Origin of the sequence: Faecalitalea cylindroides (assembly GCF_028321995.1) — a bacterium.
Classification (GTDB): Bacteria; Bacillota_I; Bacilli_A; order Erysipelotrichales; family Erysipelotrichaceae; genus Faecalitalea; species Faecalitalea cylindroides.
Genome location: NZ_JAQLXG010000009.1, coordinates 24,376 through 50,529, shown reverse-complemented (window position 1 = coordinate 50,529; position 26,154 = coordinate 24,376). Strand labels below are relative to the sequence as shown.

Genomic DNA, 26,154 nt, shown 5'->3' with positions numbered 1-26,154 from the left:
CTCTCCTTTATTATATTTTAGTATATATCTACGTATTCAATTGTATCAATATTGTTTTCTATATATTTATAACTACTTATATAAGTGCTCGATATAGCCTGATAATAATTATATACATCATCCATATGCTTATTTACAATCTGATTAGCTAATGCACGAGTAGGTGAAACAACAAAGTAAGAATCTGTTGCATATTTTTCAAAAAAAGTAGTTTTTCCCGTACCTTGTGGCGCAACAAGCAATATTTTTTCCTTCTCTTCCAAAATATGCATGACCTTTTGGCACACACTAATATCATCGCTAATATACTTTTTAGTAAGTTTTAATTTAATTTCTTCCATTCTATCCCTCCTTTTCATAAAAAAACACATACATGCTCAAACAAATATGTGTTTCTTGAAATATTAACTTGTATAGTTATCATGCATGTATTTTTTTATTACGCCATGTATTATACACCTTGTTTTTCTTTCAGCTCATTTATCACTAACTTTTTTTTATTTTTTTTGCTTGCCGAAAATGGAATTAGTGTGTCTAATGGATTTATATTTTGTATATTCTGTGCTAAATCATCTGTATACAAATTCACATACTCTTGAGTAACACTAATATCACTATGTCCAAGCCATTTTTGTAAAACAAAAACGTTCATTCCATTCATTACAGCTCTTTTAGCAAAAGTATGACGAAATAAATGTAAACCTGTTTTAGTAACTCCCCTTCTTCGATTATATTTAGAAATAGCATGTTTAAGACCATCTAATAACATTTGCGTTCCATATTGAGTGCAAAACAAATAATCTTCATCGTCACCTTTTCTAAACTTTACATATTCCAACAATATAGTTTTTATTTTATAAGACATAGGAATAATATAGGATTGTCTAGTTTTAGTATACTCTAATGTAATACGATCAAATTGAAAATCCAAATCTTTTATCTTGATATGTATTAATGTAGAAGCTCGTACACCAGTCGCAATGAAAAAGTTTATTATTACCCAGTTTCGATATTCAGTAAAATCACAAGTTGTAAGATTAGGTTTAGCAAGAAGTTTGAATAGTTCAATATCTGAATATGTTTCTTTGCTTGATTTATCTGTTTTTATCATGTGAATGATGACAGCTTCGCAATATCTATTCTTTATGTAAAAATTTATGATCACTCTTAATCCTCTTAAATATGTATTCACAGAACTCGGTTTCATTTTGGTATTACACAAATAGAAAACATAATCATCAATATGTGATTGCTTTAACTCACCTATATATTTTAATAATGTGCAATTTTCAACATACGCTATAAATCTACTATAATTTTCACGATAATTTTTAACAGTTTTCTCTCTAAGATTTTTAATTCTACAATATGCAATAAATTTTTCAAACCCTTCAACAAACGATATTTCTTTTGGGTTTGGCTCTAATGTTTTTGCTGAAATCATATTGATCTTAGCCCCTCTCATCTTTATATTTCCTCCTTTTTACTTACAAAAGATAAGTGGGTTTAAGATATAAAAAAAGACTTATAATACATGATTATAAGCCTTTATATAAAGCACTGGTGCCGACGGAGGGATTTGAACCCCCGACCTACTCATTACGAATGAGTTGCACTACCCCTGTGCTACGTCGGCTATTGAAAAAGAAGACTTAAGTCTTCTTTAATTAGTCTACCACGTAAGGCAATAAAGCCATCTGACGAGCACGTTTAATAGCTTTAGCCAACATTCTCTGGTATTTTGCACGAGTTCCAGTAACACGTCTAGGAATGATTTTTCCGTTAGCGTTAATGAAACGTTTTAATAATTCTACATCTTTATAGTCGATTTCTTTGATTTTGTTCTTTGTGAAATAACAAACTTTTTTACGACCCATACGTTGTTTTTTGAATGCCATAATTTTGTCCTTTCTAGAATGGTAAATCATCACTGGCAATATCCAGTGTATCACTCGAATCAAATGTAGAACTGAATGAATCATCTACAGGTTGAGAATAGCTTGGCTGCTGTGGAGCCTGGTATCCATATCCACTGTTTTGTTGATATCCTGTATTCTGAGATCCGGCATTTTTTGGTTCAAGGAATTGCACGCTATCGGTGATAACTTCCGTAACATATACACGTTGTCCCTGCTGGTTGTCGTAAGAACGTGTTTGAATACGTCCTTCAACACCAATCAATGAACCTTTATGTAAATACTGTGCCATTAAATCAGCTGTCTTGTTCCATGCTACGCAATTGATAAAATCTGCATCAGGCTGTCCTGGAGTCTGAACACGACGATTTACCGCAATTGTGTAGGAAACAACACTGGCACCACTTTGTGTTTTCCTTAATTCAGGATCTCTTGTCAAACGTCCTACCAATATTACACGATTAATCATGTTTTAACCTCTTGTTATTTTTCGTCTTCAGTTTTAACAACCATAATACGAACTACGTTGTTAGAAATACGAGACAAACGCTGGAATTCTGCAATACCTTCGTTGTTTGCAGTTACATTGATAACTACATAGTGTCCCTTTTTCATGTGATCAATTTCATACGCGAATTCTTTGATTCCCCAGTCATCAACATTGTCGATTGTTCCCTGGTTGTTAGTGATTGTCTGGTGTAGACGATCCTGAACAGCCGTAAACTGAGCTTCATCTAAAGATGCGTTGATAATGTACATGATTTCATATTTCTTCATGATGTACACCTCCCTTTGGTCTTTTGGTTTCTTTATTCTCAAGAAACAGAGAGCAAGCGCAAACTTACTTAGATATATTAACACGCAAGAAGATACTTGACAAGAATAATTCTCGAAAAATCAATCATTTATTCCATTACTTCTTCTAAATGAGAAGTACAATGTGGACATCGTGTTGCTTCAAAATCAATTTCACTTTTACAAAATGGGCACACTTTAACTGTTGGCGTTTCTGCCTCTTCTTCTTTTTTCTTGATCAAATTGATGCTCATTAACTTATTGATTGCTTTTAATAAAACAAACAAGACAAGTGCTGTGATAAAGAAATTGATAACTGCGGTAACAAACGCATTGGCAAATCCTGCAACTTCTTGAATCGTATAAGCCTTGGCTCCTGTAATCACATCTAAGATTGGTTGAATACAATTTGTTGTCAAAGCGGTAACAATACCTGTAAATGCACTACCAATTAAAACACCGACGGCCATATCCATGACATTTCCCCGTAAGGCAAAAGCCTTAAATTCTTCAATAAATTTTTTCATATTCTTTCTCCTAACTTAATGGTGCTATTATACATGGAATTAATTAAGCCGGAAAGTTTTTCTTTACATACTGTTCCTTTTACTTACATTTTACGTTTCAATTTTACAAAATATGATAGAATACTTCCTGAAAGGAATTAAAATTATGAAAGATAAACTAACAAAATTAGAAATAAAATGGATAATGTATGATATTGGAAATTCTGCATTTATCCTATTGGTATCTACTATCTTACCAATTTACTTTAACTCTTTATCTAGTGCAGCTGGCATTGCCGAAAGTGATTATCTCAGTTATTGGAGCTATGCAACAAGTATTTCCACTTTAATTGTCGCCTTAACTGGACCAATTCTTGGAACTTTTGCTGATTATAAAGGAAATAAGAAAAAAGTATTCTTATTAAGTGCATTATTAGGGGCTTTATCACTTGCATGTTTTTGGATTCCAGGATCTTGGCTTACATTCCTTATATTATATGTTGTAGCCAAAGTAGCGTATTCATTATCTTTAATCTTCTATGATTCTATGGTTGTTGATATTACGACAGAAGAGAGAATGGATAGTGTTTCTTCAAAAGGATATGCATGGGGTTATATTGGAAGCTGTATTCCCTTCTTGATTAGTTTAGTTTTTGTATTAATGTATGAGTCTATTGGTATCAGCATTACAACAGCTATGATGATTGCCTTTATCATCAATGCTACATGGTGGGTCTTATTTACTCTTCCATTAGCATTTAGCTATCATCAAAAATATTATATTGAACATCAATCTCATGTCGTACGTTCCACTTTTTCAAGACTAGGTCAAACCTTGAAAAAAGCAAAAGAGCAAAAGAAAATCTTCTTATTCCTGTTAGCATTCTTCTTCTTTATTGATGGTGTATATACGATCATTGATATGGCTACTGCCTATGGAACCAGCCTTGGGCTTGATACAACCGGATTATTGTTGGCGTTATTAGTAACTCAAATTGTTGCCTTCCCAGCAAGCCTTACATTTGCCGTACTATCCAAAAAAGTTGACTCGGCCAAATTGATCAAAATCTGTATTCTGGCTTACTTCTTTATTGCTGTCTTTGCGGTTCAGCTTGATAAACAATGGGAATTCTGGTTGCTTGCAGTAGCTGTCGGTTGTTTCCAAGGTGGAATACAAGCACTATCAAGAAGTTATTATGCTAAGATCATTCCAGAAAATTCCAGTGGAGAATATTTTGGATTGTTTGATATCTGTGGAAAAGGCGCAAGCTTTTTAGGAACATTCCTTATAGGGTTTGTCACTCAATTAACCGGGCATCAAAATCTTGGCGTTGCGGTGATTTCAGTCATGTTCCTGATTGGTTATTACTTCTTTAATAAAGTTACAAAGTTAGATTAGCGTTATTGAAATCAACCAATAACGCTTTTTTAGTGCCACAAAAAAAACGCATCCTTCTGGATACGTTTTCTTACTTATTAAACATTTTCATTAAACACCTGCACCGCAAGACAACCAAGTCCAGTATGAATCCCAACTGCAGATACAAGATCAATGATCTTTACTTTGCTGCCTTCAATTCTTGACTCAATCTTTGCGGCATATTCTTTGGCTGCCTTAGCTACATCAACATGTGCAACAACCATCGTATAATCTTTGTTAACACCTATATTCCGTAAGTGTTCAATAACCTTATCTTGAGCTTTGGACATTGTTCTAACTTTATCCATAACATCTACTTTACCAGCAGTGTCCTTATTAATATGTAAGACCGGCTTGATTTTCAGTAATCCGCCAAGTGTAGCTGCCATTGGAGTTAATCGCCCTCCGCGTTTCATATGTTGAAGATCATCACAAAGAAGAACTGTCTCGCAAGTTTCAGCCATACGTTCTAATCTTTCCATTATTTTTTCAACAGTAACATTGGCTTCATACATTTCTTTAGCAATTTCGATCATTCTTTCTTGCAGAACAGCTGTTACATAACAATCGACGCCATAGAATTTTAAACCAACTTGATTCGCTATCATCTCCATTGCATCCATCGTGCCAGATAACCCTTTACAAATTGGAACACAGAAAACAGCATCGTACCCTTGATTCTTGATTTCTTCAAACATGTCTTGAATCTTTCCAAGTTTTGGCAAAGACGTCTTCATCAATTTCTGGGCATGAAGATTTTCAATGACGGTAGAATATGCAATCGTTTCATATTCATCATATGAAACGCCTTCGCACTCTATCTGCAAAGGAAGAGAATAAATTCCTTTCTCCATCATCTTGCTTGGAGCAATGCCTGTCCCTGAATCTGTTACAAATGCCACTTTCATTTTTAAACACCTTTAACTTTCTTAACGTACTGTACAGCAACTGCATGTAATCCCGTATGAGAAGCGATAACTGCACAAATAGGCTGTCTTTGAATCGTTATATCACCATACTCTGCATGCAGTTCTTCTAGCATGTTCAATGCTTCTTGTTCATCTCTTGAGTCCATGACAAACAACTCATAATCTTTGATATCTTTAACCGCTTTAATCGCTAAAGAACAAGCTTTTTTTACTGCTTTAGAAGTAGTACGAACCTTATCACATACGTCTACTTTTCCTTCTGTATTCTTAGATACCTCTAGAATTGGGCGGATTTTCAACATTCCACCTAGTTTTGCCGCCATAGGAGTTAATCGTCCACCTCTAGATAAATGGTCTAAATCTTGGCAAATCAAAAATCCTTGCGAATTATCAACACTATCCTTTAATCGTGCAACGATTTCATCTGGATGTACGTTATCCTGGGCAAGTTTAGCTGCAGAAATCGCGAGATATCTTTCAACAGCTAACGTTGTATAGATATCTAAAGTATGCATCTTGATACCACGCCATTTCGCTGAAGCCTGAATTGCCTGATTGGTTCCAGAAAGACCACTGGATAATGTAATCAATACAACATCGGTTACGCCTTCTTCTTTATATTGATCAAATTTTTCTTCGATCATCCCTAATGGAGGCATGCTCGTTTGAGGAAGGAACCCTCTATCTATAAAATCATAAAGTTCTTCAACAGTTAGATCAATACCATCCAAATATGCTTTGTCTTCAATAATAACCTGTAAAGGTAAAAAATCTAATCCATATTCTGCAGCCTGTTCTTTAGTAAGACCAGATCCGCTATCTGTTATTACTTTTACTTTCATAATCCACCTCTTTAATAGTTCCATACTACCACGATTTTGAATACAAGACAATTTGATATTTTCACAAATTATCCAGTATGTATCTGTGTTATAATTGTTATAGCAATAAACAATAGAGGTACTCATATGAACAGTTTTATTACGTTTGAAAATGTTAAAAAAACATATACAATGGGTGAAATAAAGATTCACGCCTTAGACGGAGTTTCTTTTACGATCAATGAAGGAGAATTTGTCATTATTGCCGGTGCTTCTGGAGCAGGAAAAAGTACTATATTAAATTTATTAGGTGGTATGGATACGGTCAGTGAAGGAACAATCGTTGTAGATGGCAAAGAGATCTCTAGTTATTCAGACAAAGAAATGACATTTTATAGAAGATATGATGTTGGTTTTGTCTTCCAGTTCTATAATTTGATTCAAAATCTAACACTTAAAGAAAATGTAGAACTTGCAACTCAGATTTGTAAAAATCCTCTTGATATCGTAGAAACCATTAAATCTGTAGGTCTGCAAGAAAGAATCAACAACTTCCCTAGCCAGCTTTCTGGTGGTGAACAACAGCGTGTTGCCATCGCAAGAGCTCTAGCGAAAAACCCAAAATTACTCCTGTGTGATGAACCAACCGGAGCTCTTGATTATCAGACTGGTAAACAAGTTTTGAAAGTCTTGCAGGATACATGCAGGAAGCAGAAAAAAACAGTTATTGTTATCACACACAATTTAGCCTTAACACCTATTGGCGATAAGATCATAAAAGTAAAAAGTGGAAAGATTGAAAGCATTGAAATCAATGACAACCCAATGGATGTAGACAGGATCGAATATTAATGCCTAAAGTATTTTTTAAGAACATTCTGCAGGAAATACGCCATTCATTTGGACGATTCTTCTCAATATTATGTATCGTTATGATTGGTGTAGCCTTCTTTGCAGGTGTCAAAGCCAGTGCACCCGATATGAAGTATAGTGCTGATCAATACTTTGACAAATACAATGTTCAAGATATTCAAGTCTATTCCACTCTAGGACTTACTCAAGATGATCTAAAAGAAATCAAAAAAATAGATGGTGTTGAAGATGCAGAACCTGTATTCTCTATTGATACACTAACGCAAAAAGATTCAACACAACTTGTCATGAAAGTCATTTCTCTGGCCGATGATCAATCCATCAACAAAGTTCGTCTAGTAGACGGCAGAATGCCAAAAAAAGAAAACGAATGTATTATTGAAGCTGGATCTGTCTCAAACCAGCTCTTTGGTAATTTTGAAATTGGAGATACGATCACCCTTACCAGCGGAACAGAAGATGATCTATCAGATACATTAAAGAACACAGAGTATACAGTCGTTGGAACTTGTTACAACCCAAATTATTTGAGTTATGAAAAAGGCTCTTCATCCATTGGCAATGGTGAAGTTGGCAACTTCATGTATGTAAAAGATTCAAACATCAAAGTTGATTATTTTACTGAAATCGATGTAACAGTTAAAGGAGCTAAAGATATCAACACATATGATGATGCCTACTTCGATTTAGTTGAACCTGTTGTCGATAAAATTGAAGCTATTGCCGATGATCAAATTGATGCTAGAATCGCCGAAAACCAAAAAGAAATTGACGATGCACAAAAAGAACTTGATGAACAAATTAATGATGCACAAGCACAGATTGATGATGGATATGCACAAATTCAAGACGGTTATGCCGAGATTCAATCTAACGAGCAACAACTTGTAAGTGCTAAAGCACAGTTAGATAGCGGATGGGCTGAATATTACCAAAATATAACCGTATTAGATAACATCCCAACACTTGAACAAGCTATAGCACAAATTGAACAAGGTGAGGCTAGCCTGCCTGGTCTTCAAGCTAATCTAGAATCTATAAATAACGGACTAGCTCAAATGGAAGACTATTACAATCTTGCAATTCAATACTATGACCAGCTCGTAGCTTATAGAGATAACATTCAAAGAATCATAGATGAAACTGGAGAAACTGAAGAGCTTAAAGCTCAACTTGAACAGGCAAATAATCTAATAGCACAGGCAAATCAATTATTTGAAGAACATGATTATTTAATTGACTCACAAACTCAACTCCAGAATGCAATAAACCAAATCAATAGTGGTATTGCACAAAAACCAACATTAATCGCCCAAAGAGATCAATTATATGCCGCAAGAGATCAATTAAATGCTGCCTATAACGAACTCGTTTCCGGGCAAGCTGAATATGAGAGTGGTTTAGCTCAATTAAATGATGCGAAAAATACATTGTCTTCATCATTAAGTGAACTGGAACAAAGTCAGAATCAATTGAATACCGAAAAAACAGAAAACCAGCAAAAGATTGATGATGCTCAAAGTGAAATCGATAAACTTGAAGCAGAATGGATCACATTAGACCGTAATTCTCATTATTCATATCGTGATTATGGTGCCTGCGCTGATCGAATGGATGGTATTGCACAAGTGTTCCCTGTATTCTTCTTCTTAGTCGCTGCCTTGGTATGTATGACAACCATGACACGAATGGTAGATGAACAACGTAATGAAATTGGCACCTTAAAAGCTCTAGGATATTCAAAGGTGCAGATTTCTTCAAAATATCTTCTATATGCATTAATCGCAGGTATTCTTGGAAGCATTTTAGGATGTTTAGTTGGAATGATTCTCTTCCCGTACGTCATCTTTACTGCTTGGAATACTTTATATAATCTAGAAACGATTAAATTCGCTTTCCAACCAGGATTAATGTTAGTCGCATCCGGATCTGTAATAGGTATTACATTACTTGCGACTCTGTATTCAATTTACAGCGAATTGATAGAAGTTCCAAGCCAATTAATGCGCCCAAAAGCAGCCAAAATTGGCAAGAAAATTATTTTGGAGCGTATTCCATTTATATGGAACCATCTTTCTTTCTTAAGAAAAGTTACAGCTCGTAATATATTTAGATATAAGAAGCGCTTCTTCATGACCGTAATCGGAATCGCAGGATGCAGTGCCTTATTGGTTGCAGGATTTGGCATCAACGATAGTATTTCTGATATTGTTCACCAACAATACGAAGTTATCAATCATTTTGAAGCATCAATCAATGTCTCAAATATTGACGATGATTTTGAACAAACGTTGAAAAAGCAAAAAGGTGTTACAGATATCATGGAAGAAGATACACTTCCAGTAACAGCAAACATTGCTGATAAAGATGCCTCTGTAACCGTACATATCGTAGATGATAAAAACCTGCTTAAAGACTTCACAACGCTTAAATCAATCAATGATGATCAAGAAGTAAGCCTCAATTCAAAAGGCGCTGTTATCTCACAAAAGATGGCAGAGAAAATGGAAAAAGGCATTGGTGATACAATCACCTTTAAAGATGCAAATGATAACGAAATTGAAGTGAAGATCACTGACATCTACGAAAACTATGTTGGACATAATATTTATGTTACAAGAGATTTGTATGATACATGGAATTCAAATGCCGAACTTACTAAAACTTATCTATTAAAGACCAATGATACATCGGACGATTTCGAACATCAGTTAGGTCAAAAATTGATGGATATTAACGGTGTTGATAGTGTAACATTCTATTCTTCACTACAAGAAAACTTCACTGACATGATTGCCAGTATATCCATGGTCGTTGTAGTTCTAGTTATCTCAGCAGCCGCACTTGCCTTCGTTGTCTTATACAATTTAAGTAACGTCAATATCTCAGAGCGAACTAGAGAAATTGCAACGATCAAAGTATTAGGATTTACAAGCCGAGAAACAAGCCAATATGTTAATCGTGAAAGCATTCTATTGACTATGATAGGTGCTGCAGTCGGTTTGATAGTTGGAATCTTCTTACATAACTTGATCATGAACCTTGCAGAAATGGATGATGTTATGTTTGGTCGAACCATTAAACCAATATCCTTTGTCATAAGTTTTGCGTTAACCATGGTATTTGCCATCATTATAAATCTTGTTATGCAAAGAAAATTAAAACAGATTCAAATGGTCGAATCGTTAAAAGCTGTCGAATAAGACAGCTTTTTTTCGTAAATCTACTAAAAAACCGTAGGTAAATCACCTACGGCATAATTGCATTCTATTACAGCTGAATGATACGCATCATGTTTGTAGAACCTTGTCCTACTGGATATCCGGCAACTACGATTGCATAATCACCATGTTTATATCCTTTCATCAAAGCGATATTACGAGCTAGATCAATATCGTTTTCTTTCGTATTCTGAATATCAGAAACATATGGATCTACACCAAAGATTGGCAACATTGCTCTTTGTGTAACTTCATCGAAACATACACCAATGATTGGTGCAACTGGTCTAAAGCGAGAAATTCTTCTTGCGGTTGTACCGCTCTGTGTAAAGGCAATGATACATTTGATATCGATTGCCAAAGCTGTATCAGCAGCACTAATACCAATAGCATCATTTAAAGATCTTTCACTAGAACTAACTGCATCTTTTAAACGTTTTTTATAATCAATCATCGGTTCAATTGCAACGGCAATCTTATGCATAGTTTGTACCGCTTCTACTGGATAGTTACCTGCAGCAGATTCCCCAGACAACATGATACCGTCTGTACCATCCATAATTGCATTGGCAACGTCACTAGCTTCAGCACGTGTTGGTCTAGGGTTCGTCTGCATACTCTCTAACATATGTGTTGCAGTAATGACTGGTTTACCTAATTCATTTGCAACACGAATGATGCGTTTTTGATAAATTGGAACCAATTCCAAAGAAACATCAACACCTAAGTCACCACGAGCTACCATGACACCATCACTTACATCAAGGATCTCACGAAGGTTATCAAATCCTTCCTGGTTTTCGATTTTTGGAATGATCTGAATTGCATCTTTTTTCTCATCGATCAGAATCTTTCTTAAATTCAAGACATCTTCTTTACGACGAGTAAAGCTAGCTGCAATATAATCAATATCCTGACGACATCCAAAACGAATATCTGCTTCATCTTTTTCAGAAATGAATGGCATACTCAAAATAATGCCTGGTAAGTTACATCCTTTACGACTCTTTAGGAAATGAGGGTTTTCAACACGAACTGTCATTTCTCCTTCGCTAACTTCCTGGATCGTAACTTTCATTTTACCATCATCCATTAAGATGTAGTCTCCCGCTTTAACATCGTTGAACACTTCTGGACAACGAATTGTAAAACGTTCATGGTTTCCTAAAACTTCTTCTTTAACGATTCTAACGATGTCGCCTTCCTTAAATTCACATCCACCGTTTTCAAAATCACCTAAACGAATTTCAGGACCTTTTGTATCTAACAGGATACCAATAGGTTTTCCTGTTTCTTTTGATACCTCACGGATCAATTTGATACGGTTGCCATGTTCTTCATAGCTTCCGTGTGAGAAGTTCAAACGGGCAATGTTCATACCCTCATTTACAAGTTTTGTTAGAACTTCCTTGCTTTCACTAGCAGGCCCAATTGTACATACAATCTTAGTTTTCTTATCCATCATATCTTCTTCCTTTTTCCTTTCCTATAACTATACCAGTCTTTCGAACAAATTCATCAATGGTTTTCGTGATTCCTGAGGCATGCTCAAAGCCTTTTCAATTGGAATCGCTACGATTTCATTGTTGCGAATACAGATGCACTGTCCACCAATTCCCTGCATCAATAGATCTACGGCTTTTTCTCCCATCTGAGAAGCTAATAGACGGTCAAATGGACAAGGTGATCCTCCTCGCTGAATATGTCCTAATACAGTTGCCCTTCCTGAAAAACCTGTATTTAAACTGACTTTTTTTGCAAACTGGTCGACATCAGTGATTTTTTCACTGATAACGACAATAGCATGTTTTTTCTTACGAATCAAATCTAAATCGCGTAATCTGTCTAAAACATCTTCTTCATCGAATCCAGTTTCGCTTGTTACAATAATTTCGGCTCCACAAGCTATACCAGACCATAACGCCAAATCTCCACAGCGGTTACCCATAACCTCTACAATAGAGCAACGATGATGAGAGTTTGAAGTATCACGCAATTTATCGATTGCTTCTACAACTGTTTCTAGAGCTGTCTGGAATCCAATCGTATAATCCGTACAAGTAATATCATTATCAATCGTACCAGGTAGCCCGATACAATTGATTCCCATTTCAGTCAAAGATAAGGCTCCACGATAAGAACCGTCCCCGCCGATAACAACGACAGCTTCAATTCCACGTTTCTTCAACTGATGAATTGCTTTTTTACGAACTTCAATATCTTTGAATTCTGGCAATCTTGCAGACCCTAAAACGGTTCCGCCACGATTCACAATTTCACCAACGGTTTCACGAGTTAATGGTTCAATATATCCTTCTACCATTCCTTTATAACCGTTATAAATACCAAATACTTCCAAGCCACTATTTAAACCAACTCTTGTTACAGCGCGAATAGCAGCATTCATTCCTGGTGAGTCCCCACCAGATGTTAAAATCCCAATTCTTCTAACCATAATTTTGTCCTCCGTAGAACTTTAACAAACATTTTAATTCACTATAAATATAACACACATAAATGAGCTAGAAAACAAAAAAATGCGATGAAAACGCTTAAACCATGTAAAAAATATTTGATGTTTAAAGAATTTAATAAACCAACAAATTGAAAGGGATTTCCATATAATTTATTTTTAAGAAATACCATATTTTGAAGATAAAAACTTCGAATATTTTCCATATTTTAATCAAAACTCACATTTTTTACCATAGAAAATTGATATTAAAAACACTAGATTTTCATAGACTATAAGTGAGCTCAAGGAAAGCTCATTAATAAACATATTCCTTTTCATATATCTCTCTCCTAATTTAATTATTATTACAAAAATAGTGCTGGCCAGAGCACTATTTTTGTGTTAAATGAGTTTTGTGATATTTAATAAACCATTCTTGTCAAACAAAATTGATTTAATTTCCTGAAGTGTTTCATAATTAATGAAATCATACTCTGCACGATTTAAAGCCGTGTAAATTTGTTGTAACATGGAGCGATGTTCTATCCACATACTTGATTCCCCAAATCCTTCATCACACAATTTTTGTATCGTTTCATCATTCATCAACGGATACAAGAAATCATAAATTGTAGTCATGTTTGGATTTGAGAATTTTGAAATTTCCAAAACACTTTTATATACAGAAAAATGATAATGTCTAAGCATATTTAATATAGCTTTAGATAAGAATAATACCGAAGCACTAAAGTCTTCATCTTTTACATCTTCATAATATCCTTCTAAATCACTTGCTGCTTCCATTTGATCTAAAACAATGCCTGTCACATCTTTGTAGTCTTCTTCATTGATTCCATAAAATGCATACATGTCTTCTTCCTGCTCAGGCTCCTGTTCATTCTTCATATTATCCATCATTTCCTGAGCCATATTGTTCAAACGATCTTTTTCTTCATCACTCATTGAATCCATCATTCTAGAAATAGCTGAAAAATCAATGTCACTAAACTTCATAATCAACTTCCTTTCCGTTTTGTCCTCTTCCATTTTATATTATGTTTGAGAAATAACAACATTTTATATTAAGTATAAGATTCCATGAACTAAAATATATGCTATATTTATAACAGAGGATACATAAATCATGAAAAAAATATTTAAATACGAAAAAATCCAAGACTCTTCTCTACCCGCTTATATTCGATCTATTTTAAGCAAACATTTAACAAAACACTCTGCTTTCGTTTTCGAATCCTATGATTCGTTCATTTTGATAAATTTTCAAAGCTATAGTCTAAAACCTAAAGGAAATCAATTAAAAAAAATATTTATTTTTTTAGATAATGACAATTTGCTCATATTTATCGAAAATTCACATCTATATAAACAATTTACACAACTTTTCAACGATAATCAAAAAAAAGACAATATTGAACTACTTCGTTTATTTTTTATAAATCTTATTGCAAACGATATGGAATACATTGATAAATTTGAAGAATCAATTACAGATGCAGAAGATCATGCTCTCCAAAACAAAACAAATGATTACTTGGATCAAATTATTAAATTCAGAAAACAGCTTTTGCATTTAAAACATTATTATAATCAGTTACAAGTCATTTTCGATGGATTTTTGGAAAATGAAAATAAATTATTTGATTCGGAATCTTTACGAAAATTAACGATCATACACAATCGAATTGATCATTTACAGCTAAGTGTATCCAGTTTACGTGATTATGTAACACAAATGCGCGAAGCATATCAATCGCAAATTGATATTGAGCAAAATCATATCATGAAAATATTTACATTAATCACCGCAATCTTCCTACCATTAACCTTAATGGTTGGCTGGTATGGAATGAATTTTAAACATATGTATGAACTTAATAGCCCTTACAGCTATCCCATCTTTATCCTTATAAGCATTCTTGTTTGTATATCTCTAGTTATTTACTTTAAGAAAAAACATTGGTTTTAGTCAAATTATTTTATCCAAAAAAGATGTCAACCGAACTTCATTGGTTGACATCTTTATCTTTATATTTAAAGGGATCATTTTCTATTGGTGGAGATGAGGGGAATTGAACCCCTGTCTAAGTAATGTCCCACGAGACAACGTTTACAGCTTATTCCATCACATTAACCATTTGCATCAGATGGACATGATCACAAATGGGGCGGCTTTAGAGTTTCATAAAAGATATCAAGCCAATATCTTCTACTATCTTCTTTGTCTTTACACATTCCTTATTAAAGAGAAGCAAACTTATAATAAGGCAGGCTGCAAGTCAAACGTAGACTAATTAAGCAGCGAAAGCCATGCTCTGGTTTGCACCAAATACATTAGCAATTTTTGATTTAGCGTTTAAATTTAAGTTGGTTATTACGCATGTCCTTTGCGGCTGTGGTTGAATCCAAACGATTACTCATCGAATGCCTGAACATCCCCATGGACCTTAAAATATCATACTAATATTGATTTTTCAAGGCTTTTTCGATTTCTCTCTTTGCGTCTTTCGCTTTTTGACTTTCACGTTTATCGTGAAGATTTTTACCTTTGGCCAAAGCAATTTCAAGTTTAGCTAACCCTTTGGATAAATACAATCTTACAGGCACAACTGTATACCCTTTGATACGGGTGTCTTGATAGAGTTTTCGAATTTCTTTTTTATGTAAAAGTAATTTTCGGTCTCTTGTTTCGTCATGATTAAAAATATTCCCAAATTCATAAGGCGATATATGCATGCCTTTAATATATGCTTCATTATTGTAAAAACTAATATAACTATCTTTTAGTTGAACTTTTCCTCGACGTATACTTTTTATTTCAGTTCCTTTAAGCTCTAAACCAGCTTCATAACGGTCATATAATTCATAATCGTGTCGAGCCTTTCTGTTATCAGCTATTGTTTTTTGTGTGGACATAATACCTCCAATTAATTTTGTGTAATTATTTTAACATATACTCTTGAAATTTTCTGTAAATTTGATAAAATAATTAAGCACTTGGGGTGTTAGCTCAGCTGGGAGAGCACCTGCCTTGCACGCAGGGGGTCAGGAGTTCGATCCTCCTACGCTCCACCAATATCCAATAACTCCTTTTATAAGGAGTTTTTTTATTCACTTTATCTTACCTAATAAAGAGCCTATAATCATGCTATTGTGACTATAAGCTCTTTCATCTTAATTAAAATACACTCGTTTTGAAGCGAACCTCCTTAGTTCGATATCCAAACTTTAGGGTTTGATTCAATTGGAAGTGGATTAATATAAGATATCCTCAATTGTTTCATACTCCATAATACATCAAAAGATTCCCGTTAATCCAACAGGAATCTTTTTTAGTGTTCTAGCTTTTTTATGAATGAATCCGGCAGTTTTTTTATGACTGAAAATACCAGCCATAAGCTTAACAAACGATCAAAATAATCTGTAAAAAACTGTACGATCAAACAACTTAACATTAATCCCAAAGGAGTTTTTGCCAATAGTTGAACAAGCATAGTAGAGCCAGAAGACGTAATTCCACCAAATACGATAGCTGTAATACAGGCACTTATCAAAGATGCAGGAACACTGATACAAAATGACTTTACAAATAATTTATTAGATTTATTTTTTTGAAAAACAAATCCTGTCATTACCCCTAATACAATGCCTACAGGCATATAATAAAGCGCATAGATATCTGAAGTCATTCCCGTGATCAAAGCGCTTAAAACACCTGGAAATAAACCATAAAAAGGTCCTAAGAGTATCGCAGTCATGATTGTTCCCATACTATCCAAATAAATAGGTAGATGCAATCCTAAGGCAATGTAAGATCCTACGATATTGATCACGATAGCCAAGGCAATCAAAGTGATTTTATGAACACTAATTTTACCGAGCATTTTCTTCACCTAAAATTTTATCCAGATAATCTAGATCTTCTTTTTTACAATCTAGAATTCGTTTTAAGAAAAGCATAAAAAACCTCATGACATCAACTTGTGTTAAAACATGTGTGTTGGCTTCTTTTCGATAATATCCATAGGAATCCACAATACTCTGCCCTCTTGTAATTCCATCCGTCTCAATATCTGTATAAGCATCAAATCCAGAACAAAGAGAACGATCTATAAAGTAGGCAACCGCAAGTGGATCATTAATTACACAACCTATGATATGTTCCCAATGCCAATGAAAATCAAAATAGAACTTGGTAATTTTTCGAATAAAAGATCCTTGTTTTTGATCTAAGCGTTCCATAAATTCTAAAAGTGTTGGTGTTAAGACAATTTTTCTTGTTACATCCAAACCAACCATATGGATCTTTTTATTTGTTTTCGCAAATCTTTCATATACGATCTTAGCGGCTTCTGGATCTTCCCAATAATTATATTCTGCCACTGGCGAACAATTTCCATGCGACTTATAAGATCCACCCATAGATACTATTTCTTCTATCTGATCAAATGCTTTGACATTCTTTTGAGCAAGCTGAGCTAAGTTTGTCAAAGGACCTAGGGCAATAACAGAACATTTTGTAGTAGTCAATGTGTTTTCATAAAATTCAAGCGCATTGATATTTTGTGTATATCCTTCTATTTCAGGTAAGAAGCTTTCTCCTAATCCATCTTTACCATGCGTATCCAAAGCATCCACATATTCTTTTACCAGTGGTTTATCAGCCCCTAAAAAAACTGGAACATCCAAACGATTCATATGGTTCAATACTTTTTTCGCATTCTCAAATCCTTGTTTTAAAGGGGCATTGCCCGCTGTGATCGTAATTCCCAATATATCTAGCTCTGGACTTGATAAGGCCAACATAATTGCTAAACTATCATCAATCCCTGGATCGCAATCTATAATTACTTTACGTTTCATTCAAACACTCCTTTATACAAAAAAGGTCTTGCCTCCCTAGACAAAACCACACAAAAAAAGATTGTTTGAGCGTTGCCTATTATTATACTGGGAGGAACAATAAAACCAGTTTTGTCTCTTTTATACCATAAGAAAGGTATTTAAACAAGAAAAAGTGTTGATTCACTTAAGGAATCAACACAAAAATTACTATTCTTCGTATACGCCTTTTTTCTGGAACAATACCCATTTTGCGATATTTACCGCATGGTCACAGATACGTTCTAAATATTTTCCAACTAGCAACAAGTCAACTAAAGTTTCTGCATTACCCGTTTTAGCTGCTAATTTCTCGATATATAACTCTTTTGTATCAATATAAAGTGAATCCGCTTTATCATCCAATTTAATGACTTCATGAGCTATATCTTCATCTTTTTGCATATAAGCTGAAATTGCACCTGAAATCATTTCTTTAGCTATTGAGAATAAATCATGAATCGTACCATCAATTTCAACATCTGTATCTTGAATTCTACATACTAAATCAGCAACTTCTTTTTCCTGATCCATAATACGAGTCATATCACGAACCGTATTTGTAGCGACTGTGATTTTTCTTAAATCCTTTGCGACTGGATGCTGTAAAAGCAAAATACGCATACAGATTTGTTCGCATTCTCTACCATTAGCACTGACATCTTCATGTAACTCATTGACTTCCTGAATCAATGTTTTATCACGATCATACAAAGCATGTCTGCAAAAAGACAAACCTTTTAAACAATCCTGACCCATTTGTGTCATAGTCAGCTCTAATTGTTTTGTTTGTTTGATAAATTTTGTAGAAACCATTATCCGAACCTCCCTGTAATATAGTCTTCTGTTTTCTTTTCTTTAGGTGTAGAGAACATCATTTCAGTATCACCATATTCGATCAAATCACCTAACAAGAAGAAAGCCGTTTTATCACTAATACGCATAGCCTGCTGCATATTGTGAGTAACGATAACAATCGTATAATCTTTCTTTAATTTTAAAGTCAATTCTTCGATTTTACTAGTACTGATTGGGTCAAGGGCACTGGTTGGTTCATCCATCAATAATACTTCTGGTTGAACAGCTAAAGCACGAGCAATACATAAACGCTGCTGCTGACCACCAGACAACCCTAAAGCTGATTTGTTTAATCGATCTTTAACTTCATCCCAAAGTGCTGCATCTTCCAACGCTTGTCGAACAATAACATCCAATTCTGCTTTTTTCTTGATACCATGTGTTCTAGGTCCAAACGCAATATTGTCATACACGCTCATTGGGAATGGATTGGCTTTCTGGAAAACCATACCAACTCTTTTTCTAAGTGTATTGATTTCAATATCTTTATAGATATTTTTGTTGTCTAATAAGAATTCCCCTGTGATCTTACATCCTTCAACAAGATCATTCATTCGGTTGATTGATTTCAATAATGTTGATTTACCACAACCACTTGGTCCGATAAAACTTGTAATTTTATTTTCATCTATATCCATAGAAATCCCATGTAGCGCATGAAAATCTCCATAAAATAAATTTACATCTTTAATTGATAACTTTGGTGTACTCATATTCTATCCTTTCGCAAGCTTTTTTCCTAAAACAGAAGATAAACTATTCATAATAATTACAAATACCAATAATACGACTGCAACAGCACATGCTTGTTCTGTATAAAGACCCTCAGACATTAATTTATACATATGTACAGCTAATGTACTACCTGGTTCAAATACGCTTGTACTAATCTTACCTACAGTACCTGACGTATAGATCAGAGCAGCCGTTTCTCCAACAATACGTCCCATACTTAAGACAATACCTGACATGATTCCCGGTACTGCACTAGGTAGGATAATGCGAAAAATCGTACGAATCTTTCCTGCACCTAATCCATAACTACCTTCACGATAAGAATCTGGCACAGCTACTAAAGCTTCCTGAGTTGTACGCATGATCGTAGGAAGAACCATAATCGCAAGAGTCAAGGAACCTGCTAAAAGGCTTAAACCCATATTCAAACTAATAACAAACATCAAACTACCAAATAAACCATAAACAATACTTGGGATACCTGCAAGAGTTTCTGTTGTTAATAATACAATCTTTACAAGCTTACTTCCTCTTTTAGCATATTCTACAAGATAGATTGCTGAACAGATGCCAATAGGTGCCGAAATCAACAAAGACAATAATACTACATAAATCGTATTTATGATGGCTGGCATCATAGATACATTCTCAGTTGTATATTCCCATTCAAATAAAGATGGAGTCAAGTTTGGAATACCACGAATCAAAATATAAGCTATGATGAAAAATAGAACCAAAATAGTGATAAAGGCAGCAACTTTTGTAATGATATTCAAAAATAAACTAACTGGATCTAAATGACGTTTCATATTAGTTTGCCCCCTTTCGTTTTAAAGCGCTAAAGGACAAGTTTATGATCAGAATAAACACAAACAATACGCACGCTGTCGCAATCAAAGCTTCTCTATGAAGACCAGATGCATATGACATTTCCAATACGATATTGGCTGTCATCGTTCGAACACCAGATAACAAGGAATCCGGCATGATTGCATTATTTCCCGCAACCATTATAACTGCCATTGTTTCACCAATAGCACGTCCAACACCCAAGATCACACCAGCCAAGACACCTGATGTTGCAGCCTTAACACAAACAAAAAATACACTTCTTTCATGTGACGCGCCTAATGCAAGTGCCCCTTCATAGTAAGAATCTGGAATTGCCTGAAGACTTGATTCTGATACAGATATAATAGTAGGAAGAATCATGATCCCCAGCAATACAGAAGCTGTTAAAACACCCTTTCCATTACCTCCAAACATATCCTGGAAAAGGGGAACGATTACGATCAATCCAAAGAAACCATATACGATACTTGGAATACCTGCCAATAGTTCGACTGCAGGTTTTATGATTGAATATAGTTTTTTGGGACAGAAAAACACTAAAAATATAGCACATAAGATTCCAATAGGAACACCAACAATGATGGCCCCAGCTGTAACATATAAACTGCCAATGATCATTGGAAAAATCCCAAATATTTCATTTAACGGTTTCCAATCCATACCAAAGATAAAGTCAGCAACTCCAATCTTTGCCATTGCAGGAAGACCGTTCATAAATAAATAAAAACAAATGAAGAAGACTGCCAAAATACTAAAACATGCAGCTAGCATAAAGACATATCTCATTACGTTTTCTCTTAATTGCATGGATTTAATTCCTTTCTAGATATACATAAGAAAAGGGGAAAACCCCTTTTCTTGAACAATCTTTAACTGTTTTCGCTAAAATTAAGCGCTAATTTCAGACCAGTCAGTGATTTCACCAGTGTAGATTTGTTTTACTTGATCTACTGTTAAATCATCAACTGCATTTTTTGTATTTACGATTACCGCAATACCGTCTGTAGCAATTACTGTTGGTACTAAACCAGCATTTGTTTCTTCTTGTTTCAATTCACGAGAACACATACCGATTTCATATACACCATCGATTGTATTTGTTGCTCCCGTTGTTGAATCAGACTGTTGAACAGAAATTTCAACTTCAGGGTTTAATTTCTGATATTCTTCAGCAAGTTTTTCCATCAATGGAGTTACTGAACTTGAACCACCAACTGTTAAGCTTCCGCTTAAATTGCTAGCTGTATATGTAGTTGTTGTATCCTGAGCGATATATCCTTCTTCTGAAACGATTGCCTGTCCATCTGTTGACATGATATAAGACATAAAATCAGAAGCAATTTCACTTAAATCAGTTCCTTTTGTACATACGATAAATGGACGAGAAACTTTATAGTCCCCTGATTTTACATTTTCAGTAGTAGCTTCTACACCATCAATCTTAACTGCTTTAACATCATCACTTAATGATCCTAAAGAAATATATCCGATTGCATTTTCATTTCCTTGTACAGTAGAAATCATAACACTTGTTGAGTTTGTAACTTCTGCAGCACTTGTAGTGTTATCTACATCACCTTCCTGAACGCCAAACAATTCAACGAATGCTCCACGTGTACCTGAACCTTCTTCACGGCTTACTACATTGATTTGCTGACTTCCTGAATCAGATGTTCCTGATGAGCAACCAACCATTAAGGCTCCCATTCCTAAGGCAAACATACCCTTCACTAATTTGTTCATTTCATTTCCTCTTTTCTTTCATTTACACGATTATAATAAAAGAGAAATGTTAAAAGAACTTGCATAGTTTTGTTAAAAGAATGTAAAATGCAAAAAATTCTGCATCGAAAATGCAGAATTAAATCACTATAAAATTAAGCTTCCAAGTTGATATACGACAAATGCTACAAGCCATGCAACTACAAGTTCAAAAACAATCATTTTAATCGTAAAACGCAATGAAGATTCTTTCTTGATCGTTGCAAGTGAACCAATACAAGGTATGTACAAAAGACAAAATAACATCAAGCAAAACGCATTCAAGCTAGTAAAGCCTAGCGCAGATAAACTTGTCATCAAACTGGACATTCCATGAGCCGAATTAATATTGGCCACTCCAAACAAGACGGCCGTACTTGAAACAACAACTTCTTTAGCTGATATTCCCGCAACCAAGGCAACACATATCTGCCAAAAGCCAAGGCCAACAGGTGCCATGATTGGTACCAATATATTTCCCAGCATAGCAGCTAAACTTTCAGAAACATCAACTGTATATCCACTCGTTCCAATATGCATCAAGATCCAGATAACAATTGAAGCAATGAAAATCGTCGTTCCTGCTTTCGTTAAAAAATCTTTGACTTTTTCCCATACATAAATATAAACAGTATATGCACTTGGCATCTTATACATAGGCAATTCGATCAACAAAGGATTGGTATTTTCTTCTTTATCAATTTTATGTAAGATCCATGCTACCAAAAGCGCAATCAAAATGCCGATTATGTACATTGAATATGCTGCAAACATCGCATACTTACCAAAGAACATTCCACTAAATAAGATATATACAGGCAATTTTGCACTACAGGACATAAACGGCGTAATCAACATTACGCGCTCTCGATCTTTTTTAGATTCAAGGGTACGACTTGCCATGATAGCTGGAACTGTACATCCAAATCCTAATACCATAGGAATAAAAGCTCTTCCGGACAACCCCAATTTATCCATGATATCATTCATCACATACGCGACACGTGCCATATATCCACTGTCTTCCAAAAAAGCCAGTGCCAAGAATAAGATAATGATATTTGGTAAAAAAGTAATGATTCCACCAACACCACCTATTACACCTTCTGTGATCAAATCAATCAACCAAGCTGATACGTGAAGCCTTTCCAATCCAACTGTCGAAATTCCAATCAACCAATCAATAAAAATTTCAACATATCCTTTGATCGCATCTCCTAATAGGAAAGTCAATCCAAATACTGCCAGCATGATCAATAAAAAAATCAAAATACCGCCAATCGGATGCATGATATAAGAATCAATTTTGTCCGTCAATTCTTCTTTTTGTTTTTTTCCTAATAATACTTCATGCAACAAAGCCTGGATAAAATCATATTTTTCATTAATGATTTCAGTTTCATACCCATCCGAATCAAAATCAACATTCAAAGGATATTTTTCCTTGATCTCATTATCATTTTCCAACCATTTTATCGCATGCCATCTGGTATCCTTTAAACCATATTCTTTTTGAAGTTCTTTCTCTACTTTAGAAATAGTCTTTTCAATTTCTTTAGAATACACCATCGCATGTTCTTTAACACGTTCATCATGGATCGATAAAGGTTTATGGTTGATACCAGCTGTTGTTGGCCCAATCGCTTGTTTTTGATGAACAGCTGCATGAATTAGAGTCTGGATGCCCTTTTTCTTTCTTGCCACAACCGGAACGACTGGGATTCCTAATATCTCCGCCAAACGATGTAAGTCGATTTCTATTCCCCTTTTTTCGACAATGTCCATCATGTTTAATGCCATAACCATTGGTTTATCTAACTCTAATAATTGAAGAGTTAAATATAGACTTCTTTCTAAGCTCGAAGCATCTACAACATCAATGATGACGTCCACCTGATCACTGACAATAAACTGTCTGGACACTTGTTCTTCCATCGTATAAGACGTTAAAGAGTATGTCCCTGGAAGATCTACGACATGAATCGTCATATTATGTTCCTTAATAGCGCCTTCCATCCTTTCGACGGTTACGCCTGGCCAATTAGCTACCTTTAAATTAGCTCCTGTATATGCATTAAATAAAGTCGTTTTTCCACAGTTTGGGTTACCTATAAATCCTACAGTTATTTCTTTTGACATGGAACCACCTCGATATGTTCACTAATATCTTTCCCTAAAGCAAAACGTGTACCTCTTAGATTAATTGCAAGAGTTCCATTGTGCTTTTTATGCAAAATTTCTATTTCTGTATCCAAAGTCATTCCTAAAGCCTGTAATCTTCTCTGGGTTTGAAAAGCTAAGTCCATCGAAATAACACAATATTTTCCATGAATATTTCCTTCACTTAAATTCATACTTCCTCCTAGATACTTTAGTAAGTTTAAGACCCTCCGAAACATTTGTCAAATACTTGATAAATAGTTATTAAAAGTGTGTTATACTCAAGTCATGAAAATTATTATATCTCCTGCAAAACAAATGAAGTCAAATGAAGATACTTATTTTCCTCTAACTTCTCCATTATATTTGGAAAAAGCCAAAAAGCTTGTCGGACATTTATCGAAACTATCTTATCAACAACTAAAAACTGTCTTAAATTGTTCTGACTCCCTTGCCAAAAAAGCTTTTGAAAACTATCAGACCATCGACTTTGATCGCAATCCATCAATGGCAATATTAAGTTATAATGGAATTCAATATCAATATATGGCTCCATCTGTTTTTACTGATGAAGAATTTGCGTATATTCAAGATCACCTATTCATTCTATCCGGACTGTATGGAATCTTAAGACCTTTTGATGGAATCGTTTCTTATCGTCTGGAGATGCAGGCCAAATGCCCTTTCTCCCTTTATGAATATTGGAATCAAGATCTAGCAGATGCGATCCAGGATGATACGATCTTAAATCTTGCCAGCGAAGAATACGCAAAATGTATTCGTAAATATAAAAAACTTATTGACGTTCGCTTCTGTCAAAGGGTTCAAGGTAAACTTAAAGAAAAAGGTGTTTATGCCAAAATGGCACGAGGCGACATGGTTCGATATCTAGCACAAAATCAAATTGAAACCATTGATCAGGTAAAAACTTTTAATTATCAAAACTATGTTTTTTCACCTGAAGACAGCACCGGTTCATTATTAACATTTATCCAGGAATGATCCTGGATCTTTTTATTAAAAAACACGCTTGATTTAAGCGTGCTCATTGGCAAAATATTCAAAACATATCTGATTGATATCTCCGATCACATTAACACCATTCGTACCTAATGTAGTAAATATGGCAATACTATAAGGAATATTTACTTCTTCTACAAATCCAGCCACATTTTCTGCATAATCATAAGATCCATATTTCTGGGCTGCATGCGTATTGATTCGCAAATCAAGATAATTATTAGACATGGCATTTTTCATATTCTCAATCAAAGTTGAAAAGGAATCTTTATGATCATAAAGATATTGTAATACATCGCACGTATAATTTGGTGTTAAGACATTCTCATAAGAATAAAATTCATCATCCATTTGGCGCGATGTATATTTAGTTGCCTCTTGTTTAAAATTCGTCCATCCGCCAAGATTCTCAAATAAGATATGTCCTGCCGTATTGTCTGATTTTATGATCAAAGAATTCAATAACGTTTCTAGGGTAATGTTAGAACCTGCCGCATATTCATCGGCAACTCCGGCTCCACTTTCATAATATGCTGGATCATAATACAGTGTATCCTGTAAAGTGATTTCTCCATTATTCACTTTTTCATACCATATCATTGCCAGCGGTAATTTATATACACTTGCAGCCGTAAATTCAACATCTCCATTGATTTCATACACTTCAATATCATCTAGAGATCGAATTGATATGCCTATTTGTTCCTGCGAAATGCCATTCTCAGTTAAATAAGCGTTGATCGAATCAATCAATTGTGTACTGGGTTCTCTAGTGTTCACGACCACTTCTTCTTGTTTGCTTGTTTTTTCTGTTGTATCCTCAGCTACCTCTGCTTCAAATTTTCCATCAAAGATAAAAGATCCAATAACAAGTCCTAAACAAAGACAAACAACAATGCTAAGCGCCTTTATCAATATATCCTTGGACAAGAG

The 26,154-nt window shown here is 34.6% G+C and carries 27 protein-coding genes, 2 tRNA genes and 1 other RNA gene; 6 read left to right on the top strand and 24 right to left on the bottom strand.

What is annotated here, in order from left to right; all coding sequences use genetic code 11:
* Positions 1-17: 17 nt before the first annotated feature.
* The 7 genes from PND65_RS06210 to mscL all read right to left on the bottom strand — a co-directional run bounded on the left by PND65_RS06210 (position 18) and on the right by mscL (position 3,238).
* The gene (locus tag PND65_RS06210; protein ID WP_271991332.1) at positions 18-341 is read right to left on the bottom strand and encodes a DEAD/DEAH box helicase; all 324 of its coding nucleotides are present in this window, start codon (positions 339-341) and stop codon (positions 18-20) included.
* A gap of 110 nt (positions 342-451) precedes the next feature.
* Positions 452-1,465 carry a tyrosine-type recombinase/integrase gene (locus PND65_RS06205; RefSeq protein WP_271991331.1) on the bottom strand — a complete coding sequence of 338 codons (1,014 nt, stop codon included), beginning with the start codon at positions 1,463-1,465 and terminating at the stop codon, positions 452-454.
* Positions 1,466-1,561: 96 nt separating this feature from the next.
* A tRNA-Thr gene (locus tag PND65_RS06200) sits at positions 1,562-1,636 on the bottom strand.
* Positions 1,637-1,667: 31 nt separating this feature from the next.
* Positions 1,668-1,898: a 30S ribosomal protein S18 gene (gene rpsR, locus PND65_RS06195; RefSeq protein ID WP_015535862.1), complete on the bottom strand. Its 231-nt coding sequence runs from the start codon at positions 1,896-1,898 to the stop codon at positions 1,668-1,670.
* Positions 1,899-1,911: 13 nt separating this feature from the next.
* Positions 1,912-2,385 (bottom strand): single-stranded DNA-binding protein, encoded by a 474-nt coding sequence (locus PND65_RS06190; protein ID WP_022356147.1) that lies wholly within the window; start codon positions 2,383-2,385, stop codon positions 1,912-1,914.
* A gap of 14 nt (positions 2,386-2,399) precedes the next feature.
* On the bottom strand, positions 2,400-2,693 hold the full coding sequence (gene rpsF / locus PND65_RS06185; protein WP_015535864.1) for a 30S ribosomal protein S6: 294 nt from the start codon (positions 2,691-2,693) through the stop codon (positions 2,400-2,402).
* A gap of 128 nt (positions 2,694-2,821) precedes the next feature.
* Positions 2,822-3,238: a large conductance mechanosensitive channel protein MscL gene (gene mscL, locus PND65_RS06180; protein ID WP_015535865.1), complete on the bottom strand. Its 417-nt coding sequence runs from the start codon at positions 3,236-3,238 to the stop codon at positions 2,822-2,824.
* Between the two features lie 145 nt (positions 3,239-3,383).
* Between mscL and PND65_RS06175 the strand changes: the two genes are divergently transcribed.
* A complete protein-coding gene (locus PND65_RS06175; protein WP_271991327.1) occupies positions 3,384-4,616 on the top strand; it encodes an MFS transporter in 1,233 nt (410 codons plus the stop codon).
* 77 nt (positions 4,617-4,693) lie between these two features.
* On the opposite strand, the gene PND65_RS06170 is transcribed toward PND65_RS06175, so the two are convergent.
* Together PND65_RS06170 and PND65_RS06165 are read right to left on the bottom strand one after the other, a co-directional pair.
* The gene (locus tag PND65_RS06170; RefSeq protein WP_022356150.1) at positions 4,694-5,545 is read right to left on the bottom strand and encodes a DegV family protein; all 852 of its coding nucleotides are present in this window, start codon (positions 5,543-5,545) and stop codon (positions 4,694-4,696) included.
* 2 nt (positions 5,546-5,547) lie between these two features.
* Positions 5,548-6,408: a DegV family protein gene (locus PND65_RS06165; protein WP_087158362.1), complete on the bottom strand. Its 861-nt coding sequence runs from the start codon at positions 6,406-6,408 to the stop codon at positions 5,548-5,550.
* Between the two features lie 126 nt (positions 6,409-6,534).
* On the opposite strand from PND65_RS06165, the gene PND65_RS06160 reads away from it, so the two are divergent.
* Together PND65_RS06160 and PND65_RS06155 are read left to right on the top strand one after the other, a co-directional pair.
* Positions 6,535-7,239 carry an ABC transporter ATP-binding protein gene (locus tag PND65_RS06160; RefSeq protein ID WP_035400774.1) on the top strand — a complete coding sequence of 235 codons (705 nt, stop codon included), beginning with the start codon at positions 6,535-6,537 and terminating at the stop codon, positions 7,237-7,239.
* Complete coding sequence (locus PND65_RS06155) at positions 7,239-10,463, top strand: FtsX-like permease family protein (RefSeq protein WP_271991325.1); 3,225 nt, start codon at positions 7,239-7,241, stop codon at positions 10,461-10,463. Before PND65_RS06160 ends, PND65_RS06155 begins: the two co-directional genes overlap by 1 nt.
* Before the next feature lie 67 nt (positions 10,464-10,530).
* Here PND65_RS06155 and pyk read toward each other — a convergent pair whose 3' ends face one another.
* The 3 genes from pyk to PND65_RS06140 form a co-directional block, all read right to left on the bottom strand.
* Complete coding sequence (gene pyk / locus PND65_RS06150; RefSeq protein WP_392389141.1) at positions 10,531-11,943, bottom strand: pyruvate kinase; 1,413 nt, start codon at positions 11,941-11,943, stop codon at positions 10,531-10,533.
* A 30-nt stretch (positions 11,944-11,973) separates the two neighbouring features.
* On the bottom strand, positions 11,974-12,936 hold the full coding sequence (pfkA, locus tag PND65_RS06145) for a 6-phosphofructokinase (RefSeq protein ID WP_022356155.1): 963 nt from the start codon (positions 12,934-12,936) through the stop codon (positions 11,974-11,976).
* 402 nt (positions 12,937-13,338) lie between these two features.
* Positions 13,339-13,950 carry a hypothetical protein gene (locus tag PND65_RS06140; protein ID WP_271991322.1) on the bottom strand — a complete coding sequence of 204 codons (612 nt, stop codon included), beginning with the start codon at positions 13,948-13,950 and terminating at the stop codon, positions 13,339-13,341.
* 130 nt (positions 13,951-14,080) lie between these two features.
* Between PND65_RS06140 and PND65_RS06135 the strand changes: the two genes are divergently transcribed.
* Positions 14,081-14,923, top strand: coding sequence for a magnesium transporter CorA family protein (locus PND65_RS06135; RefSeq protein ID WP_051335135.1), 843 nt, complete (start codon positions 14,081-14,083; stop codon positions 14,921-14,923).
* Between the two features lie 85 nt (positions 14,924-15,008).
* Here the strand turns inward: PND65_RS06135 and ssrA are convergent.
* Together ssrA and smpB are read right to left on the bottom strand one after the other, a co-directional pair.
* Positions 15,009-15,394, bottom strand: a transfer-messenger RNA (tmRNA) gene (gene ssrA, locus PND65_RS06130).
* Positions 15,395-15,414: 20 nt separating this feature from the next.
* Entirely contained in the window at positions 15,415-15,870 is a 456-nt protein-coding gene (smpB, locus tag PND65_RS06125; RefSeq protein ID WP_015535876.1) for an SsrA-binding protein SmpB, read from the bottom strand.
* Positions 15,871-15,953: 83 nt separating this feature from the next.
* Here smpB and PND65_RS06120 point away from each other — a divergent pair.
* A tRNA-Ala gene (locus PND65_RS06120) sits at positions 15,954-16,029 on the top strand.
* Positions 16,030-16,286: 257 nt separating this feature from the next.
* Here the strand turns inward: PND65_RS06120 and PND65_RS06115 are convergent.
* From PND65_RS06115 to PND65_RS06075, 9 genes are all read right to left on the bottom strand, one after another.
* The gene (locus PND65_RS06115) at positions 16,287-16,838 is read right to left on the bottom strand and encodes an ECF transporter S component (protein WP_271991320.1); all 552 of its coding nucleotides are present in this window, start codon (positions 16,836-16,838) and stop codon (positions 16,287-16,289) included.
* Positions 16,828-17,817, bottom strand: coding sequence for a nucleoside hydrolase (locus PND65_RS06110; RefSeq protein WP_271991317.1), 990 nt, complete (start codon positions 17,815-17,817; stop codon positions 16,828-16,830). The genes PND65_RS06115 and PND65_RS06110 overlap by 11 nt, the downstream gene beginning before the upstream one ends.
* 189 nt (positions 17,818-18,006) lie before the next feature.
* Positions 18,007-18,651, bottom strand: a complete 645-nt coding sequence (phoU, locus tag PND65_RS06105; protein ID WP_195295148.1) for a phosphate signaling complex protein PhoU — start codon at positions 18,649-18,651, stop codon at positions 18,007-18,009.
* A complete protein-coding gene (gene pstB, locus PND65_RS06100) occupies positions 18,651-19,406 on the bottom strand; it encodes a phosphate ABC transporter ATP-binding protein PstB (protein ID WP_035400793.1) in 756 nt (251 codons plus the stop codon). The genes phoU and pstB overlap by 1 nt, the downstream gene beginning before the upstream one ends.
* Before the next feature lie 3 nt (positions 19,407-19,409).
* Positions 19,410-20,237: a phosphate ABC transporter permease PstA gene (gene pstA / locus PND65_RS06095; RefSeq protein WP_022356162.1), complete on the bottom strand. Its 828-nt coding sequence runs from the start codon at positions 20,235-20,237 to the stop codon at positions 19,410-19,412.
* A gap of 1 nt (position 20,238) precedes the next feature.
* The gene (gene pstC, locus PND65_RS06090; RefSeq protein WP_229039560.1) at positions 20,239-21,066 is read right to left on the bottom strand and encodes a phosphate ABC transporter permease subunit PstC; all 828 of its coding nucleotides are present in this window, start codon (positions 21,064-21,066) and stop codon (positions 20,239-20,241) included.
* A gap of 102 nt (positions 21,067-21,168) precedes the next feature.
* A complete protein-coding gene (locus PND65_RS06085; RefSeq protein WP_271991311.1) occupies positions 21,169-22,023 on the bottom strand; it encodes a substrate-binding domain-containing protein in 855 nt (284 codons plus the stop codon).
* 126 nt (positions 22,024-22,149) lie between these two features.
* Complete coding sequence (gene feoB / locus PND65_RS06080) at positions 22,150-24,180, bottom strand: ferrous iron transport protein B (protein WP_271994341.1); 2,031 nt, start codon at positions 24,178-24,180, stop codon at positions 22,150-22,152.
* A complete protein-coding gene (locus tag PND65_RS06075; RefSeq protein WP_087158370.1) occupies positions 24,165-24,395 on the bottom strand; it encodes a FeoA family protein in 231 nt (76 codons plus the stop codon). The genes feoB and PND65_RS06075 overlap by 16 nt, the downstream gene beginning before the upstream one ends.
* A gap of 94 nt (positions 24,396-24,489) precedes the next feature.
* On the opposite strand from PND65_RS06075, the gene yaaA reads away from it, so the two are divergent.
* Complete coding sequence (yaaA, locus tag PND65_RS06070; protein ID WP_271991306.1) at positions 24,490-25,203, top strand: peroxide stress protein YaaA; 714 nt, start codon at positions 24,490-24,492, stop codon at positions 25,201-25,203.
* A gap of 33 nt (positions 25,204-25,236) precedes the next feature.
* Here the strand turns inward: yaaA and PND65_RS06065 are convergent, their stop codons facing one another.
* A complete protein-coding gene (locus tag PND65_RS06065) occupies positions 25,237-26,151 on the bottom strand; it encodes a serine hydrolase (protein WP_271991304.1) in 915 nt (304 codons plus the stop codon).
* Positions 26,152-26,154: the final 3 nt, after the last annotated feature.

Excerpts from the sequence above, each read along its gene's own strand:
- PND65_RS06115 (WP_271991320.1), bottom strand. The coding sequence starts at position 16,838 with ATGCTCGGTAAAATTAGTGTTCATAAAATCACTTTGATTGCCTTGGCT.
- PND65_RS06210 (WP_271991332.1), bottom strand. The coding sequence starts at position 341 with ATGGAAGAAATTAAATTAAAACTTACTAAAAAGTATATTAGCGATGAT.
- feoB (WP_271994341.1), bottom strand. The coding sequence starts at position 24,180 with ATGTCAAAAGAAATAACTGTAGGATTTATAGGTAACCCAAACTGTGGA.
- rpsR (WP_015535862.1), bottom strand. The coding sequence starts at position 1,898 with ATGGCATTCAAAAAACAACGTATGGGTCGTAAAAAAGTTTGTTATTTC.
- PND65_RS06135 (WP_051335135.1), top strand. The coding sequence starts at position 14,081 with ATGAAAAAAATATTTAAATACGAAAAAATCCAAGACTCTTCTCTACCC.
- PND65_RS06110 (WP_271991317.1), bottom strand. The coding sequence starts at position 17,817 with ATGAAACGTAAAGTAATTATAGATTGCGATCCAGGGATTGATGATAGT.
- pstC (WP_229039560.1), bottom strand. The coding sequence starts at position 21,066 with ATGAGATATGTCTTTATGCTAGCTGCATGTTTTAGTATTTTGGCAGTC.
- PND65_RS06205 (WP_271991331.1), bottom strand. The coding sequence starts at position 1,465 with ATGAGAGGGGCTAAGATCAATATGATTTCAGCAAAAACATTAGAGCCA.
- rpsF (WP_015535864.1), bottom strand. The coding sequence starts at position 2,693 with ATGAAGAAATATGAAATCATGTACATTATCAACGCATCTTTAGATGAA.
- phoU (WP_195295148.1), bottom strand. The coding sequence starts at position 18,651 with ATGGTTTCTACAAAATTTATCAAACAAACAAAACAATTAGAGCTGACT.
- PND65_RS06170 (WP_022356150.1), bottom strand. The coding sequence starts at position 5,545 with ATGAAAGTGGCATTTGTAACAGATTCAGGGACAGGCATTGCTCCAAGC.
- PND65_RS06155 (WP_271991325.1), top strand. The coding sequence starts at position 7,239 with ATGCCTAAAGTATTTTTTAAGAACATTCTGCAGGAAATACGCCATTCA.
- PND65_RS06175 (WP_271991327.1), top strand. The coding sequence starts at position 3,384 with ATGAAAGATAAACTAACAAAATTAGAAATAAAATGGATAATGTATGAT.
- PND65_RS06075 (WP_087158370.1), bottom strand. The coding sequence starts at position 24,395 with ATGAATTTAAGTGAAGGAAATATTCATGGAAAATATTGTGTTATTTCG.
- pyk (WP_392389141.1), bottom strand. The coding sequence starts at position 11,943 with ATGGATAAGAAAACTAAGATTGTATGTACAATTGGGCCTGCTAGTGAA.
- pstA (WP_022356162.1), bottom strand. The coding sequence starts at position 20,237 with ATGAAACGTCATTTAGATCCAGTTAGTTTATTTTTGAATATCATTACA.
- PND65_RS06085 (WP_271991311.1), bottom strand. The coding sequence starts at position 22,023 with ATGAACAAATTAGTGAAGGGTATGTTTGCCTTAGGAATGGGAGCCTTA.
- yaaA (WP_271991306.1), top strand. The coding sequence starts at position 24,490 with ATGAAAATTATTATATCTCCTGCAAAACAAATGAAGTCAAATGAAGAT.
- mscL (WP_015535865.1), bottom strand. The coding sequence starts at position 3,238 with ATGAAAAAATTTATTGAAGAATTTAAGGCTTTTGCCTTACGGGGAAAT.
- PND65_RS06140 (WP_271991322.1), bottom strand. The coding sequence starts at position 13,950 with ATGAAGTTTAGTGACATTGATTTTTCAGCTATTTCTAGAATGATGGAT.
- pstB (WP_035400793.1), bottom strand. The coding sequence starts at position 19,406 with ATGAGTACACCAAAGTTATCAATTAAAGATGTAAATTTATTTTATGGA.
- PND65_RS06190 (WP_022356147.1), bottom strand. The coding sequence starts at position 2,385 with ATGATTAATCGTGTAATATTGGTAGGACGTTTGACAAGAGATCCTGAA.
- PND65_RS06165 (WP_087158362.1), bottom strand. The coding sequence starts at position 6,408 with ATGAAAGTAAAAGTAATAACAGATAGCGGATCTGGTCTTACTAAAGAA.
- pfkA (WP_022356155.1), bottom strand. The coding sequence starts at position 12,936 with ATGGTTAGAAGAATTGGGATTTTAACATCTGGTGGGGACTCACCAGGA.
- smpB (WP_015535876.1), bottom strand. The coding sequence starts at position 15,870 with ATGTCCACACAAAAAACAATAGCTGATAACAGAAAGGCTCGACACGAT.
- PND65_RS06160 (WP_035400774.1), top strand. The coding sequence starts at position 6,535 with ATGAACAGTTTTATTACGTTTGAAAATGTTAAAAAAACATATACAATG.